Source organism: Shewanella chilikensis, assembly GCF_002836945.1.
Taxonomy (GTDB): domain Bacteria; phylum Pseudomonadota; class Gammaproteobacteria; order Enterobacterales; family Shewanellaceae; genus Shewanella; species Shewanella chilikensis.
On the sequence record NZ_NIJM01000021.1, the window covers coordinates 1 to 15457 of the forward strand.

At 50.6% G+C, this 15457-nt stretch carries 11 protein-coding genes; all 11 read right to left on the reverse strand.

All coding sequences use genetic code 11. The features are described from left to right. Nucleotides 1-162: 162 nt before the first annotated feature. On the reverse strand, nucleotides 163-2259 hold the full coding sequence (gene fusA / locus CX651_RS09775) for an elongation factor G (protein ID WP_025012040.1): 2097 nt from the start codon (nucleotides 2257-2259) through the stop codon (nucleotides 163-165). Between the two features lie 72 nt (nucleotides 2260-2331). After that, nucleotides 2332-2802, reverse strand: a complete 471-nt coding sequence (gene rpsG / locus CX651_RS09780) for a 30S ribosomal protein S7 (RefSeq protein WP_025012041.1) — start codon at nucleotides 2800-2802, stop codon at nucleotides 2332-2334. 76 nt (nucleotides 2803-2878) lie between these two features. After that, on the reverse strand, nucleotides 2879-3253 hold the full coding sequence (rpsL, locus tag CX651_RS09785) for a 30S ribosomal protein S12 (RefSeq protein WP_025012042.1): 375 nt from the start codon (nucleotides 3251-3253) through the stop codon (nucleotides 2879-2881). A 178-nt stretch (nucleotides 3254-3431) separates the two neighbouring features. After that, on the reverse strand, nucleotides 3432-7643 hold the full coding sequence (gene rpoC, locus CX651_RS09790) for a DNA-directed RNA polymerase subunit beta' (protein WP_039034636.1): 4212 nt from the start codon (nucleotides 7641-7643) through the stop codon (nucleotides 3432-3434). Between the two features lie 84 nt (nucleotides 7644-7727). After that, a complete protein-coding gene (gene rpoB / locus CX651_RS09795; protein WP_101055852.1) occupies nucleotides 7728-11759 on the reverse strand; it encodes a DNA-directed RNA polymerase subunit beta in 4032 nt (1343 codons plus the stop codon). A gap of 233 nt (nucleotides 11760-11992) precedes the next feature. Continuing rightward, nucleotides 11993-12361: a 50S ribosomal protein L7/L12 gene (gene rplL / locus CX651_RS09800; RefSeq protein WP_039034634.1), complete on the reverse strand. Its 369-nt coding sequence runs from the start codon at nucleotides 12359-12361 to the stop codon at nucleotides 11993-11995. 54 nt (nucleotides 12362-12415) lie between these two features. Further along, complete coding sequence (gene rplJ / locus CX651_RS09805; protein ID WP_039034633.1) at nucleotides 12416-12916, reverse strand: 50S ribosomal protein L10; 501 nt, start codon at nucleotides 12914-12916, stop codon at nucleotides 12416-12418. A 262-nt stretch (nucleotides 12917-13178) separates the two neighbouring features. Beyond that, nucleotides 13179-13880: a 50S ribosomal protein L1 gene (rplA, locus tag CX651_RS09810; protein ID WP_039034632.1), complete on the reverse strand. Its 702-nt coding sequence runs from the start codon at nucleotides 13878-13880 to the stop codon at nucleotides 13179-13181. A 4-nt stretch (nucleotides 13881-13884) separates the two neighbouring features. After that, on the reverse strand, nucleotides 13885-14313 hold the full coding sequence (gene rplK, locus CX651_RS09815; protein WP_025012046.1) for a 50S ribosomal protein L11: 429 nt from the start codon (nucleotides 14311-14313) through the stop codon (nucleotides 13885-13887). A gap of 123 nt (nucleotides 14314-14436) precedes the next feature. Next, nucleotides 14437-14988, reverse strand: a complete 552-nt coding sequence (nusG, locus tag CX651_RS09820) for a transcription termination/antitermination protein NusG (RefSeq protein WP_025012047.1) — start codon at nucleotides 14986-14988, stop codon at nucleotides 14437-14439. A gap of 8 nt (nucleotides 14989-14996) precedes the next feature. Continuing rightward, nucleotides 14997-15377, reverse strand: a complete 381-nt coding sequence (gene secE, locus CX651_RS09825; protein WP_039034630.1) for a preprotein translocase subunit SecE — start codon at nucleotides 15375-15377, stop codon at nucleotides 14997-14999. Nucleotides 15378-15457: the final 80 nt, after the last annotated feature.

Below are 15457 nucleotides of genomic sequence, written 5' to 3' on the forward strand. Positions count from 1 at the left end.
GAGTGGTTTTACCATGGTCAACGTGACCAATGGTGCCCACGTTAACGTGGGGCTTGGAACGTTCAAATTTAGCTTTAGACACGATATATTCCTTTCTTTTCAGAAGAGTCCGGCGCTGCCGGACACCATCAATCAAAATAACAGTTAATGCCGTTACCTAAATCAGGTACGAGCTTCGATAACTGCTTTAGCAACGTTTTGCGGCGCTTCAGAGTACTTCAAAAACTCCATGGAGTATGAAGCCCGACCCTGAGTCGCTGAGCGCAAATCTGTTGCATAACCAAACATTTCAGCCAAAGGTACCACAGCTCGAATAATCTTGATACCGGCGACGCCGTCATCCATACCTTCGATAAGACCACGACGACGGTTCAGATCACCTACTACGTCACCCATGTAGTCTTCTGGGGTTGTCACTTCAACCTTCATGCAAGGCTCGAGCAACACAGGGTTAGCTTGCAGCGCCCCCTTCTTGAAGCCCATAGAACCTGCAACTTTGAACGCCATTTCGTTCGAGTCCACATCATGATATGAACCATCGAACAGAGTGACCTTCACGTCCAATACAGGGAAGCCGGCGACTACACCGTTCTTCATCTGTTCTTGGATCCCTTTGTCAACCGCAGGGATGTATTCCCTAGGAACAACACCACCAACGATTTCGTTGACAAACTCATAACCGGCACCCTCTTCACGAGGCTCCAGTTTCAGCCAGACATGACCGAATTGACCACGACCACCAGACTGACGCACAAACTTACCTTCCACTTCCACAGCACTGCGGATAGTTTCACGATAAGCCACCTGAGGTTTACCAACGTTACATTCAACGCTGAACTCACGGCGCATACGGTCGATGATAATGTCCAAGTGTAGCTCACCCATACCTGAAATCAGAGTCTGACCCGACTCCTCATCAGTCTCAACCCGGAAAGAAGGATCTTCCATTGCCAGCTTCTGCAGCGCAATGCCCATCTTTTCCTGGTCGGCTTTGGAACGAGGTTCCACAGCAATGGTAATTACCGGCTCGGGGAATTCCATCCGCTCCAGAATTACCTTATGGTCTGGGTCACACAAGGTGTCACCGGTTGTCACATCTTTCAGGCCGATAGCAGCAGCTATATCACCTGCGCGCACTTCTTTCAGTTCTTTACGGTCGTTGGCGTGCATCTGCACGATACGGCCGATACGCTCACGCTTCTCTTTTACAGAGTTGTAAACGGCTGAACCCGACTCCAGGACACCTGAGTAAACCCGGATAAAGGTCAAAGTACCCACAAATGGGTCTGTTGCGATTTTGAATGCCAACGCAGAGAAAGGTGCATTGTCATCAGAAACACGCTCAACTTCCTGTTCTCTATCATCGATGCCCTTAATCGCAGGAACATCAACCGGAGCAGGAAGGTATTCAACAACGGCATCGAGAACTGCCTGTACGCCTTTATTTTTAAAGGCACTACCACAGGTAGCCAGCACAATTTCGTTGTTGATAGTACGTTGACGAAGCGCTTTTTTGATCTCTTCTTCTGTGAGCTCACCTTCTTCAAGGTATTTGTCCATCAGCTCATCAGAAGCCTCTGCGGCACTCTCTACCAGGTATTCGCGCATTTCGGTTGCCTTGGCAAGCAAATGCTCTGGGATCTCTTCGTGAGTGAAAGTCAGGCCCTGGTCTTCTTCATTCCAGTTGATGGCTTTCATCTTGATGAGATCGATAACCCCGCTAAAGTTTTCTTCTGTACCAATATTCAATTGAATAGGCACACAAGTTGCACCGAGACGGTTACGGATCTGTCCTACTACGCGATCAAAGTCGGCACCGGCACGGTCCATCTTATTGACGAACACCAGACGGGGGACATGATACTTGTCGGCCTGACGCCATACGGTCTCAGACTGAGGTTCCACACCAGAAGAACCACAAAAGACCACTACAGCACCGTCAAGTACGCGCAGAGAACGCTCTACCTCAATAGTAAAATCGACGTGACCTGGGGTATCGATGATATTGATACGATGCTCAGTAAACTGGGCATCCATACCGCGCCAGAACGTAGTAACAGCCGCAGAGGTAATAGTAATACCCCGCTCCTGCTCCTGAACCATCCAGTCAGTGGTAGACGCACCGTCATGGGTTTCACCCATCTTGTGGTTTACCCCTGTATAGAACAGGACTCGCTCTGTGGTAGTAGTTTTACCTGCGTCAACGTGAGCACAAATACCTATGTTGCGATAACGCTCAATTGGAGTTGTACGAGCCACGATTATACCCTCTTGACTAAGATAAAAATCTTAGCAATGTCAGAGAAAGCGCGGGCAAGCCCGCGCCCGATATTACCAACGGTAATGAGCAAACGCTTTGTTGGCTTCTGCCATACGATGCACGTCTTCGCGCTTCTTAACGGCAGTACCTTTGTTTTCGGAAGCGTCCAGCAGTTCACCTGCCAGGCGCAGAGCCATAGATTTTTCACCACGCTTACGAGCAGCTTCAACCAACCAGCGCATCGCCAGTGCGTTACGACGAACTGGACGAACTTCACATGGAACCTGGTAAGTAGAACCACCAACACGGCGAGACTTAACCTCTACCGCTGGGCGAACGTTTTCCAGGGCTGCTTCAAGGATAACCAGATGCTCTTCGCCTTTCTTATCGGCTACAACATCCAGTGCTTTGTAGATAATTTTTTCAGCAGTCGACTTTTTGCCGTCCTGCATAATGACGTTGATGAACTTAGCCAGCAACTCACTTTGAAACTTTGGATCAGGTAGGATTTTACGTTGTCCTACTACGCGACGTCTTGGCATAACTATTCTCCGTATGCTTCAGGTATTTCCAAAACTGGAATTTATATTTAGCTTGGCCTTACTTAACGGAAAACCATTAAGACTTAGGACGCTTAGCACCGTACTTAGAACGAGCTTGGCGACGTGAAGTCACACCAGCACAGTCCAGGGCGCCACGAACAGTGTGATAACGCACACCAGGTAAGTCTTTAACACGACCACCACGGATCAGGATTACACTGTGTTCCTGCAGGTTGTGGCCTTCACCGCCGATGTACGAAGTTACTTCGAAACCGTTGGTCAGACGCACACGAGCTACTTTACGTAGTGCAGAGTTAGGTTTTTTTGGAGTAGTGGTGTACACACGAGTACAAACACCACGCTTTTGTGGGCACGCGTTCAACGCAGGCACGTTAGTCTTTTCGACTTTAGGTGCGCGAGGCTTACGTACCAACTGGTTTACAGTTGCCATGTATAGCTCCGAATCAGTTGATTTCAACTCAACAATAAGGTGTGAAAAATCTAATCCCACAATAGTGGGACGCGGAATTTTAGAAAGGTAAGGCTTGGCTGTCAAGAAATAGCCAACTTTTGCAGCGTATTCCAATGAAAAAGGCGCCATTCGGCGCCTTTTGTAACATCTATGCTACTTATTCCTGACTGCCAGCCAGGTTCAACAGATCGGCCAGGTTCTGTTCGGCTTCGCTGGCGCTGATGCTAGGTGCTTCAGTCGCTACTTCACCGCGAGCCTGGTTACGGTTGTTGTGGTAAGCATAACCGGTACCGGCCGGGATCAGACGACCTACGATCACGTTCTCTTTCAGACCGCGCAGGTTGTCACTCTTACCACCTACTGCCGCTTCGGTCAGTACGCGAGTGGTTTCCTGGAACGAGGCCGCGGAGATGAAGGACTCGGTCGCCAGAGAGGCTTTGGTGATACCCAGCAGTTCGCGTTCGAACTTGGCCGGAATCTTGCCCTGCTCTTCCAGTTCGCGGTTAGCGATCTTGACGCGGGACACCTCAACCTGCTCCCCTTCGAGGAACTCAGAATCACCGGCTTCAGTGATCAGACACTTACGCAGCATCTGGCGAATGATCACCTCAATGTGCTTGTCGTTAATCTTCACACCCTGCAGACGATATACGTCCTGTACTTCATTCACAATGTAGTTGGCTACGTTGTGAATACCGCGCAGACGCAGAATATCGTGAGCAGACTCTGGACCATCGGCGATCACTTCACCGCGTTCGACTTTTTCACCTTCGAACACGTTCAGGTTACGCCACTTAGGGATCATCTCTTCGTATGGGTTACCGCCTTCAGCAGGGGTAATGACCAGACGACGCTTACCTTTGGTCTCTTTACCGAAGGAGATGGTACCGCTGATCTCAGCCAGAATCGCCGGCTCTTTTGGCTTACGGGCTTCGAACAGGTCAGCAACCCTTGGCAGACCACCGGTAATATCGCGAGTCTTGGACGATTCCTGAGGAATACGAGCCAGTGCATCACCAACGCTGATCTGAGCATTATCTTCCAGGTTTACGATCGCATTGCTGGGCAGGAAGTACTGCGCAGGTACGTCGGTACCGGGAATGGTCAGGTCATTACCGTTTTCGTCAACCAAACGGATCATTGGACGCATTTCTTTGCCGGCGCTTGGGCGCTGGGCCACATCCAATACCACGATGGAAGACAGACCGGTCAGCTCGTCGGTTTGACGCGAGATGGTGACACCGTCAATCATCTGCTCAAACTTCACATAACCCGCCACTTCAGTGATGATTGGGTGAGTATGCGGATCCCAGTTAGCGATAGTCTGGCCAGCGTTAACTTCGGCACCTTCCAGCGTTTCGAGCACAGTACCGTAAGGCACTTTATAGCGCTCTTTCTCACGGCCCAGTTCATCAATAATCGCCAGCTCGGACGAGCGCGATACGATAACCAGCTTGCCATCGCTGTTCTTAACGAACTTGGCGTTATGCAGCTTCAGGTTACCGGCGTTCTTCACCTGAACGTTGTTTTCTGCAGAAGCCCTGGATGCCGCACCACCGATGTGGAAGGTACGCATCGTCAGCTGTGTACCAGGCTCACCGATTGACTGAGCAGCAACAACACCGATTGCTTCACCTTGGTTGATCAAGTGACCACGGGCCAGGTCACGACCGTAACACTTGGCGCAAACACCGAAGTCGGTATCACAGGAGATCACAGAGCGAACTTTAACTTCGTCAACACTGTACTCTTCCAGCTTGTCACACCATGCTTCATCCAGCAAAGTGTTACGTGGCGCCAGGACTTCGTCGGAACCAGGATAGTAAACATCCTCGGCAACAACACGACCCAGTACCCGCTCACGCAGCGGCTCAACCACGTCACCACCTTCAATCAGCGGCTTCATGATCAGACCTTCGTGAGTACCACAGTCATCTTCGATAACGACCAGATCCTGGGCAACATCCACCAGACGACGAGTCAGGTAACCTGAGTTCGCTGTCTTAAGTGCGGTATCCGCCAGACCCTTACGAGCACCGTGGGTTGAAATAAAGTACTGCAGTACGTTCAGACCTTCACGGAAGTTCGCCACGATGGGCGTTTCAATGATAGAGCCGTCTGGCTTGGCCATCAGACCACGCATACCCGCCAACTGACGGATCTGAGCGGCACTACCACGAGCGCCTGAGTCGGCCATCATGTAGATGCTGTTGAAGGAAGCCTGTTTCTCTTCTTCACCATCGCGGTTGATAACCACTTCGGAAGACAGGTTTTCCATCATCGCCTTGGAGACTTTCTCGTTGGCGCTGGCCCAGATATCGATAACCTTGTTGTAACGCTCACCGGCAGTTACCAGACCAGACTGGAACTGTTCCTGGATTTCCAGAACTTCGGCTTCTGCGTCGGCAACCAGCTTGTACTTGGCTTCCGGAATTTCCATATCGTTGATACCGACAGAGGCACCAGAGATAGTGGCGTATTGGAAACCTGTGTACATCAGTTGGTCAGCAAAGATAACAGTATCTTTCAGACCCAGCTGACGGTAGCAGGTGTTCAGCAAACGGGAGATCTGCTTCTTGCCCATGTTCTGGTTAACCAGATCAAAAGACATACCGGCTGGCAGGATCAGTGACAACAGAGCACGACCTACTGTGGTGTCGACAATGCGGCGCTGCTGGGTGCGCTCACCATTCTCATCGATATGAGTTTCGGTGATACGAACTTTAACCCGGGCGTGCAGCTCAGCGGCACCTGTGCGATAGGCTTTCTCGGCTTCGGCAACAGACTCAAAGGCCATACCTTCACCGCGGCCATTTACGCGCTCACGGCTCATGTAGTACAGACCCAGTACCACGTCCTGAGAAGGCGTGATAACCGGCTCACCGTTGGCAGGCGACAGAATGTTGTTGGTTGACATCATCAACGCACGGGCTTCCAGCTGGGCTTCCAGCGTCAGAGGCACGTGTACCGCCATTTGGTCACCATCGAAGTCGGCGTTATAAGCCGCACACACCAATGGGTGCAGTTGAATCGCTTTACCTTCGATCAGTACAGGTTCGAACGCCTGGATACCCAAACGGTGCAGTGTTGGTGCACGGTTCAGCATCACGGGGTGTTCGCGGATCACTTCATCCAGTACGTCCCAAACCTCGGCAACTTCACGCTCAACCATCTTCTTGGCAGCTTTGATGGTAGTGGCCAGGCCACGACCTTCCAGCTTGCCGTAGATGAATGGTTTGAACAGTTCCAGCGCCATTTTCTTCGGCAGACCACACTGGTGCAGACGCAGAGTTGGGCCCACGGTAATTACCGAACGGCCTGAGTAGTCAACACGCTTACCCAGCAGGTTCTGACGGAAACGACCTTGCTTACCCTTGATCATGTCGGCCAAGGACTTCAGAGGACGCTTGTTGGAACCGGTAATGGCACGACCGCGACGACCGTTATCCAGCAGGGCATCAACAGATTCCTGCAACATACGCTTTTCGTTGCGAACTATGATATCCGGAGCAGCCAGATCCAGCAGACGCTTCAAACGGTTGTTACGGTTGATCACGCGGCGATACAGATCGTTCAGATCTGAAGTCGCGAAACGGCCACCGTCCAGTGGAACCAGAGGACGCAGATCAGGTGGCAGAACCGGCAACACCTTGAGGATCATCCACTCTGGCTTGTTGCCTGAATGGTAGAAGGCCTCAACCAGCTTCAAACGCTTGGTGACTTTCTTGCGACGGGTCTCAGAGTTGATAGATGGCAGCTCTTCGCGCATCTGCTCAACTTCTTTCTCCAGATCGATAGCGCGCAGCAGTTCCAGAACCGCTTCGGCACCCATCTTGGCTTCAAACTCGTCACCATACTCTTCCAGCGCATCCAGGTAGGTTTCTTCGGTCAGCATTTGACCGCGCTCCAGGCTGGTCATGCCTGGCTCGATAACCACGTAAGATTCGAAGTAGAGTACTCGCTCAATATCACGCAGAGTCATGTCCAGCATCAGACCGATACGGGATGGCAGTGACTTGAGGAACCAGATGTGGGCAACTGGGCTGGCCAGTTCGATGTGGCCCATACGCTCACGACGTACTTTGGTCTGGGTCACTTCAACGCCACACTTCTCACAGATCACACCGCGGTGCTTGAGACGCTTGTACTTACCGCACAGACACTCGTAATCTTTGACCGGGCCAAAGATACGGGCACAGAACAGGCCTTCACGCTCAGGCTTGAATGTACGGTAGTTGATGGTTTCAGGCTTCTTAACTTCACCAAATGACCAAGAACGGATCAGATCAGGCGACGCCAGGCCGATCTTGATGCCTTCAAATTCTTCAGTCTTGCTTTGCTGTTTCAGAAACTTTAATAAGTCTTTCACGTTTCTCTCCTGAAGGAGTTAAACCCGGTGCCCCGCTCTCGCGGAGCACCAATTCGTTGCCAAACGCAGGCTTTAAACCGCGTCTTACTCTTGATCCAACTCGATGTTGATACCGAGAGAACGGATCTCCTTCAGCAATACGTTGAAGGACTCTGGCATTCCTGGCTGCATCTGATGGTTACCGTCAACGATGTTCTTGTACATCTGAGTACGACCGTTAACGTCATCCGATTTCACTGTGAGCATTTCCTGCAGAGTATACGCAGCACCGTATGCCTCCAGGGCCCACACTTCCATCTCACCGAAACGCTGACCACCGAACTGAGCTTTACCGCCCAGAGGCTGCTGAGTAACCAAGCTGTACGAACCGGTAGAACGGGCGTGCATCTTGTCATCAACCAAGTGGTTCAGTTTGAGCATGTACATGTAACCTACGGTCACAGGACGCTCGAACTGGTTACCGGTACGACCATCAAACAGATTCAGCTGACCGGAAGTCGGCAGACCTGCGAGCTCAAGCATCTGCTTGATCTCTTTTTCTTTGGCACCGTCGAAGGCTGGGGTTGCCGTTGGCAGACCATCCTTCAGGTGTTTGGCCAGACGCAGAACTTCATCATCGGTAAATGAATCGATATCCACGCGCTGCTTCACTTCATCGCCCAGTTCATAGACCTGTTTGATGTAGCCACGCAGTTCGGCCAGCTCACGCTGTTCTTCCAGCATGGCATTGATGCGATTACCAATACCTTTAGCCGCAGCACCCAAGTGAACTTCCAGTACCTGACCTATGTTCATCCGCGAAGGTACACCCAGAGGGTTCAGTACGATGTCGACAGGGTTACCCTGCTCGTCGTATGGCATATCTTCGATAGGACAGATCTTGGAGATCACACCCTTGTTACCGTGACGACCGGCCATCTTATCACCAGGCTGGATGGTACGCTTAACCGCCAGGTAAACCTTAACGATCTTCAGTACGCCTGGAGCCAGATCATCACCTTGGGTGATCTTGCGACGCTTGATTTCAAACTTCTTGTCAAAGTCGGCTTTCAGCTCTTCGTGCTGTTCAGCCAGCTGTTCCAGTTCGGTTTGCTTGGCTTCATCGTCGATAACCTGAACCAATACGTCTTTGCGTGGCAGTTCGGCCAATTTGGCTTCACTGAAACCGGCGCTCAGCAGCAGGTTACGGGCACGGCTCAGTACACCTTCTTCAAGGATCTTGAACTCTTCAGTCAAGTCCTTACGGGCTTGAGCAATGTGCATCTCTTCGATTTCGATGGCGCGCTTGTCTTTTTCAACACCGTCACGGGTGAAGACTTGCACGTCGATAACTGTACCCTTCACTGAGTTAGGTACACGCAGAGAGCTGTCTTTAACGTCAGACGCTTTCTCACCGAAAATAGCCCGCAGCAGTTTCTCTTCCGGAGTCAGCTGAGTTTCACCCTTAGGCGTTACCTTACCAACCAGAATGTCACCGCCTTTAACTTCGGCGCCGATGTAAACGATACCGGATTCATCCAGCTTGCTCAGTGCAGACTCACCTACGTTAGGGATGTCGGCAGTGATCTCTTCGCTACCCAGCTTGGTGTCACGGGCAATACAGGACAGTTCCTGAATGTGGATAGTGGTGAAACGGTCTTCCTGCGCTACGCGCTCGGAGATGAGGATGGAATCCTCAAAGTTGTAACCGTTCCATGGCATGAAGGCCACGCGCATGTTCTGACCCAGAGCCAGGTCGCCCAAGTCGGTTGACGGACCATCGGCCAGCACGTCACCACGCACCACAGGCTCACCTACGCTACAGCATGGACGCTGGTTGATGCAGGTGTTCTGGTTGGAGCGAGTGTACTTGGTCAGGTTGTAGATATCGATACCGGCTTCGCCTGGGCGCAGCTCATCTTCGTTAACCTTAACCACGATGCGGCTGGCATCAACATAGTCGATCACGCCGCCACGTTTGGCAGCCACAACCACGCCTGAGTCAACAGCCAGTGTACGTTCAATACCTGTACCCACCAGAGGCTTCTCTGACTTGAGTGTTGGTACTGCCTGACGTTGCATGTTTGCACCCATCAATGCACGGTTAGCGTCGTCGTGCTCAAGGAATGGGATCAAAGATGCCGCCACAGAGATGATCTGCTGCGGAGATACGTCCATATACTGGATATCGGAAGCGCGCATAAAGGTAGATTCACCCTTGTGGCGACAGGCAACCTGCTCTTCCACAATGCGGCCTTCGTTGTCGAGCTCGATGTTGGCCTGTGCAATCACATAGCGACCTTCTTCGATGGCTGACAGATATTCCACTTCATCGGTAACCACACTGTCGATCACCTTGCGATAAGGTGTTTCCAGGAAGCCGTATGAGTTGGTACGGGCAAAGGTAGACAGTGAGTTGATCAAACCAATGTTTGGACCTTCAGGAGTCTCAATTGGACACAGACGACCATAGTGAGTTGGGTGCACGTCTCGAACTTCGAAGCCGGCACGCTCACGGGTCAAACCGCCAGGACCAAGAGCCGAAATACGGCGCTTGTGAGTCACTTCTGACAGCGGGTTGTTCTGATCCATAAACTGCGACAGCTGAGAAGAACCGAAGAACTCCTTCACTGCGGCAGAAATTGGCTTGGCGTTGATCAGATCCTGAGGCATCAGCTCGTTCAGATCGCCCAGAGACAGACGTTCACGTACTGCGCGCTCAACACGTACCAGACCGACACGGAACTGGTTCTCGGCCATTTCGCCAACGCTACGGATACGACGGTTACCCAGGTGGTCGATATCATCGACTTCATCAAAACCGTTACGGATTTCGATGATCTTCTTCATTACGGCAACTATGTCTTCTTTGGTCAGTACACCGGTACCTTCGTTCTCGTCGATTTCGAGACGACGGTTGAACTTCATCCGGCCCACTTTAGACAGGTCATAGCGCTCTTCGCTGAAGAACAGATTCTGGAACAGAGCTTCGGCTGCATCCTTGGTTGGTGGCTCGCCAGGACGCATCATGCGATAGATTTCAACCAGCGCTTCCAAACGGTTGGTGGTTGAGTCAATACGCAGGGTGTCAGAGATATAAGCACCGTGATCCAGCTCATTGATGTACAGAGTGCTGATCTCTTTGATACCGGCCAGTGACAGATTGGCCAGGTCTTCCAGGCTGATCTCGTTGTTGGCAGTAACCAGTACTTCACCTGTGTCAGGATCGATATAGTCCTGAGCCGCGACTTTACCAACAATATACTCAACCGGGACTTCCAGTTCAGTGGTGTTGGTTTTTTCCAGTTGGCGAATATGACGGGCAGTGATACGACGGCCCTTCTCTACCAGCACAGTGCCTTCTGAGTCCTTGATGTCATAGCTGGCAGTTTCGCCACGCAGACGCTCAGGAACCAGTGTCATGACCAGAGAATCTTTCTTGATCTTGAAGTCAATACGCTCGAAGAAGATGTCGAGGATATCCTGAGTAGAATATTCCAGGGCACGCAGAATGATGCTGGCAGGCAACTTACGGCGACGGTCGATACGTACAAACAACGCATCTTTAGGGTCGAACTCGAAGTCGAGCCATGAACCGCGGTAAGGAATAATACGCGCGTTATACAGCACTTTACCTGAGGAGTGTGTCTTACCACGGTCGTGGTCGAAGAACACACCTGGGCTACGGTGCAACTGAGATACGATAACACGCTCAGTACCATTGATAACAAAGGTACCGTTTTCAGTCATCAGAGGGATATCCCCCATATAGACTTCTTGTTCTTTAATATCTTTTACAGTGCCGGCGGCAGCTTCACGATCATACAGCACCATGCGCAGCTTAACGCGCAGTGGAGCGGAGTATGTCACACCGCGGATTTGACACTCTTTCACATCAAAAACAGGCTCGCCCAGCTTATAGCTGACGTACTGCAGTTCTGAATTACCAGAAAAGCTCTTGATGGGAAAAACGCTACGGAAGGCGGCCTCTAGGCCACGCTCACCGGTAGGATCTTGATCGGTGAACTTCTTAAAAGAGTCTAACTGAATAGACAACAGGTAAGGGATGTCCAATACCTGTGGACGCTTACCGAAGTCTTTGCGAATACGCTTCTTTTCAGAATAGGAGTAAACCATGGGTTTCCTCTGCTTGCGAGATGTGACCAAGACTGAATCAACACAGTTAATCCAGCACGTTTGCCCATCACCGTTGATGGCAAGAACCTAACCAATAATCACTGCTAGGGACTGCAAAATCTGGCGACAAACGGTGAAAAAAATCGCCAACGCTTACAGCGCAAAAAAGGCCGACGGTCAAAAAACCGCCAGCCTCCACCCAATTGGCTTGGGTGATTGTAAGTCAGTATGACTTACTTGATCTCTACTTGAGCACCAGCTTCTTCAAGATCTTTCTTCAGAGCTTCAGCTTCTTCTTTAGAGACGCCTTCTTTAACAGCTACTGGAGCAGATTCAGCCATAGCTTTGGCTTCTTTCAGACCCAGACCTGTGGCACCACGTACAGCCTTGATCACAGCAACTTTGTTGTCACCGTGAGAAGTCATAACTACGTCGAACTCGGTTTTCTCTTCAGCAGCAGCAGCTTCACCAGCGCCGCCAGCAACTACTGCAGCAGCAGCAGATACGCCGAACTTCTCTTCCATAGCTTCGATCAGTTCAACAACTTCCATTACAGACATAGCTGCAAAGGCTTCAAGGATTTGGTCTTTAGTGATAGACATAACAAATGTTTCCTATTGTTCTGAATTCAATTCTGTTAAGCAGCCAGCTTGAGATTAAGCGGCTTCTTGTTTTTGATCGCGCAGAGCGGCCAGAGTACGAACGAACTTGCCAGCAGATGCTTCTTTCATAGTCATCATCAGCTGTGCCAGTGCTTCTTCGTAAGTTGGCAGTTTTGCCAAACGATCAATGTCAGCTGCAGGGATGAATTCCCCTTCAAAAGCTGCACCTTTAACTTCGAAAGCGGCTTGCTCTTTAGCAAAGTCTTTTAACAGACGAGCTGCAGCACCTGGGTGCTCGTTAGAGAAAGCAATCAAAGTTGGGCCAGAGAACACCTCTGTCAGACACTCAAAAGCAGTGCCTTCTACTGCGCGGCGAGCCAGAGTGTTACGTACTACACGTACATACACACCGTTTGCGCGAGCAGTCTTACGCAGAACTGTCATAGCACCTACAGTTACACCGCGTGAATCGGCGACAACTGCAGAAAGCGCACCTTTGGCAGCTTCGTTGACTTCAGCAACAATCGCTTTTTTGTCTTCGAGTCTTAATGCCATTGGCTTTACTCCTGGATTCTACCTGGGGGTTCCCCCAGTGTTTACCATACTGAATACAAACGTACTCAGTTACTTACGGTGCAGATAATCCAGCAGAAATAAATCTATCTGGGGCCTGACACCGTCTACGCAGGAAATTAAGTATTCCAGACGGTCAACACCTGCGGTCTTGGACGGAAACCCATCAGAGTGAAAACACCCGTCATAGGTTCCAACCCACAAAAGTGCGCGCATTATAGGCTAACACGCGCATTTTGTAAAATTAGCTAGCAGCGTCCAGAGTGTTCTGGTCGACAGCTACACCTGCACCCATAGTGGTGGAGATGCTTACCTTCTTCACATACTGACCTTTGGCTGCAGCAGGCTTAGCCTTTCTCAGTGCAGACAGCAGTGCTTCCAGGTTTTCTTTCAGTTGAACAGTTTCGAAGTCCACTTTACCGATAGTAGTGTGGATGATACCGTTCTTGTCGTTACGGTAACGAACCTGACCTGCCTTGGCGTTCTTAACAGCTTCGGCAACGTTAGGAGTTACAGTACCGGTTTTAGGGTTAGGCATCAGGCCGCGTGGGCCCAGAATTTGACCCAGCATACCAACAACGCGCATTGCATCAGGAGATGCGATAACTACGTCGAAGTTCATTTCGCCGGCTTTCACCTGCTCAGCCAGATCTTCCATACCTACCAGTTCAGCACCAGCTTCTTTCGCAGCTTCGGCATTGGCACCTTGAGTGAATACAGCAACACGTACTTCACGACCGGTACCGTGTGGCAGCACAGTAGCACCACGAACGTTTTGGTCAGATTTACGAGGATCAACACCCAGGTTAACGGCAACGTCTACGCTCTCAACGAACTTGGCAGTAGCCAGTTCTTTCAGCAGAGCTACAGCTTCGTTGATGTCGTATGCTTTGGTTACGTCCACTTTCTCGCGGATGGTGCGCATGCGCTTAGTCAGCTTTGCCATTATATTAGTCCTCTACTACCAAACCCATGGAACGCGCAGTACCTTCGATTGAGCGAGTCATCGCTTCAATGTCAGCACCAGTCATATCGGTTGCCTTGGTTTCAGCAATTTCCTGAACCTGGCTACGCTTGATAGTACCCACTTTCTGAGTGTTAGGGCGGGCAGAACCTGACTTCAGGCCAGCGGCTTTCTTCAGCAAGAAGGCAGCAGGTGGAGTCTTGGTTTCGAAAGTGAATGAGCGATCATTGTAAACAGTGATCACTACTGGAATTGGCATACCTTTTTCGAACTTTTCAGTACGAGCGTTGAATGCTTTACAGAATTCCATGATGTTCACACCTTTCTGACCCAGAGCTGGACCAACTGGTGGAGACGGGTTTGCAGCACCGGCTGCTACTTGCAGCTTGATGTAAGCTTCAATTTTCTTTGCCATCTGACATTTCCTCAGTTTGGGTTCAAACGCTCAGGCAACATGCCTTGAGCTCCCCGAAAACAACGGGTGCGGATTATATAGAAATCCGCACCCGTTGCCAAACGGATTTTGTATTTTATTTAATCAGGATTTTTCGACCTGATTGAAGTCCAACTCAACCGGAGTTGAGCGGCCGAAGATCATCACAGACACCTTAACGCGGTTCTTGTCATAATCCACTTCTTCAACAGTACCGTTGAAGTCGGCAAAAGGACCATCGGTAACCCGAACCACTTCGCCGGGTTCAAACATAACGCGATGAGTCGGAGAATCAGTCGTCTCCTGCAAGCGACGCAGGATAGCCTCGGCTTCCTTATCAGAAATAGGTGCTGGGCGATCTGAAGTACCACCAATAAAGCCCATCACTCGAGGAATACTCTTCACCAAGTGCCAGCTTTGATCGTTCATTTCCATCTGTACCAGCACATAACCGGGGAAGAACTTACGCTCACTCTTGCGGCGTTGGCCGGCACGCATTTCCACGACTTCTTCGGTAGGAACCAGTACTTCGCCGAAGAACTCTTCCATACCATGCATTTTGATGTGTTCAAGCAAAGACTTACATACACGGCCTTCATAACCGGAAAAAGCCTGAACCACATACCATCTTTTCTTAGCTTCTTTAGCTTCAGTCATTCTAGTGCCTATACGCCAGTAATAAAGTTGACAATGCGCAGCAATACCGCATCCAATCCCCAAAGGATCAAGGCCAGGATACCTGTCGCAGCCAGTACGATAAAGGTGGTATTCAACGCCTCTTGGCGAGTAGGCCATACAACTTTGCGCACTTCGATTTGTGACTCACGGGCAAAGGCCAATGCTTGCTTACCCTTAATCGTTTGCAGGGCTATAAAACCTGCAATAGCAAATACGACAACCACACCCGCTGCGCGGATTGGCAGAGTGAAGATTTCACTGTCGTTGTACATCTGGTTGCCAACAATCGCTGCAGCCACCAGTAGTATAGCTACTACCCACTTTACGATATCCAGAGAGTTGCCCTGGTTTTCAGTATTTGTTGTCATCGGTTAATTCCGTTACTCATTACGACCTGAGCCTAGGGACAGCTGAGTAAGTTTAAGGCTTAATTCAGCGCCAGCCCGCT

Coding starts and splice junctions, on each gene's coding strand:
- rpsG (WP_025012041.1), bottom strand. CDS start 2,802: ATGCCAAGACGTCGCGTAGTAGGACAACGTAAAATCCTACCTGATCCA.
- rpsL (WP_025012042.1), bottom strand. CDS start 3,253: ATGGCAACTGTAAACCAGTTGGTACGTAAGCCTCGCGCACCTAAAGTC.
- rpoB (WP_101055852.1), bottom strand. CDS start 11,759: ATGGTTTACTCCTATTCTGAAAAGAAGCGTATTCGCAAAGACTTCGGT.
- rplL (WP_039034634.1), bottom strand. CDS start 12,361: ATGTCTATCACTAAAGACCAAATCCTTGAAGCCTTTGCAGCTATGTCT.
- rplJ (WP_039034633.1), bottom strand. CDS start 12,916: ATGGCATTAAGACTCGAAGACAAAAAAGCGATTGTTGCTGAAGTCAAC.
- rplA (WP_039034632.1), bottom strand. CDS start 13,880: ATGGCAAAGCTGACTAAGCGCATGCGCACCATCCGCGAGAAAGTGGAC.
- rplK (WP_025012046.1), bottom strand. CDS start 14,313: ATGGCAAAGAAAATTGAAGCTTACATCAAGCTGCAAGTAGCAGCCGGT.
- nusG (WP_025012047.1), bottom strand. CDS start 14,988: ATGACTGAAGCTAAAGAAGCTAAGAAAAGATGGTATGTGGTTCAGGCT.
- secE (WP_039034630.1), bottom strand. CDS start 15,377: ATGACAACAAATACTGAAAACCAGGGCAACTCTCTGGATATCGTAAAG.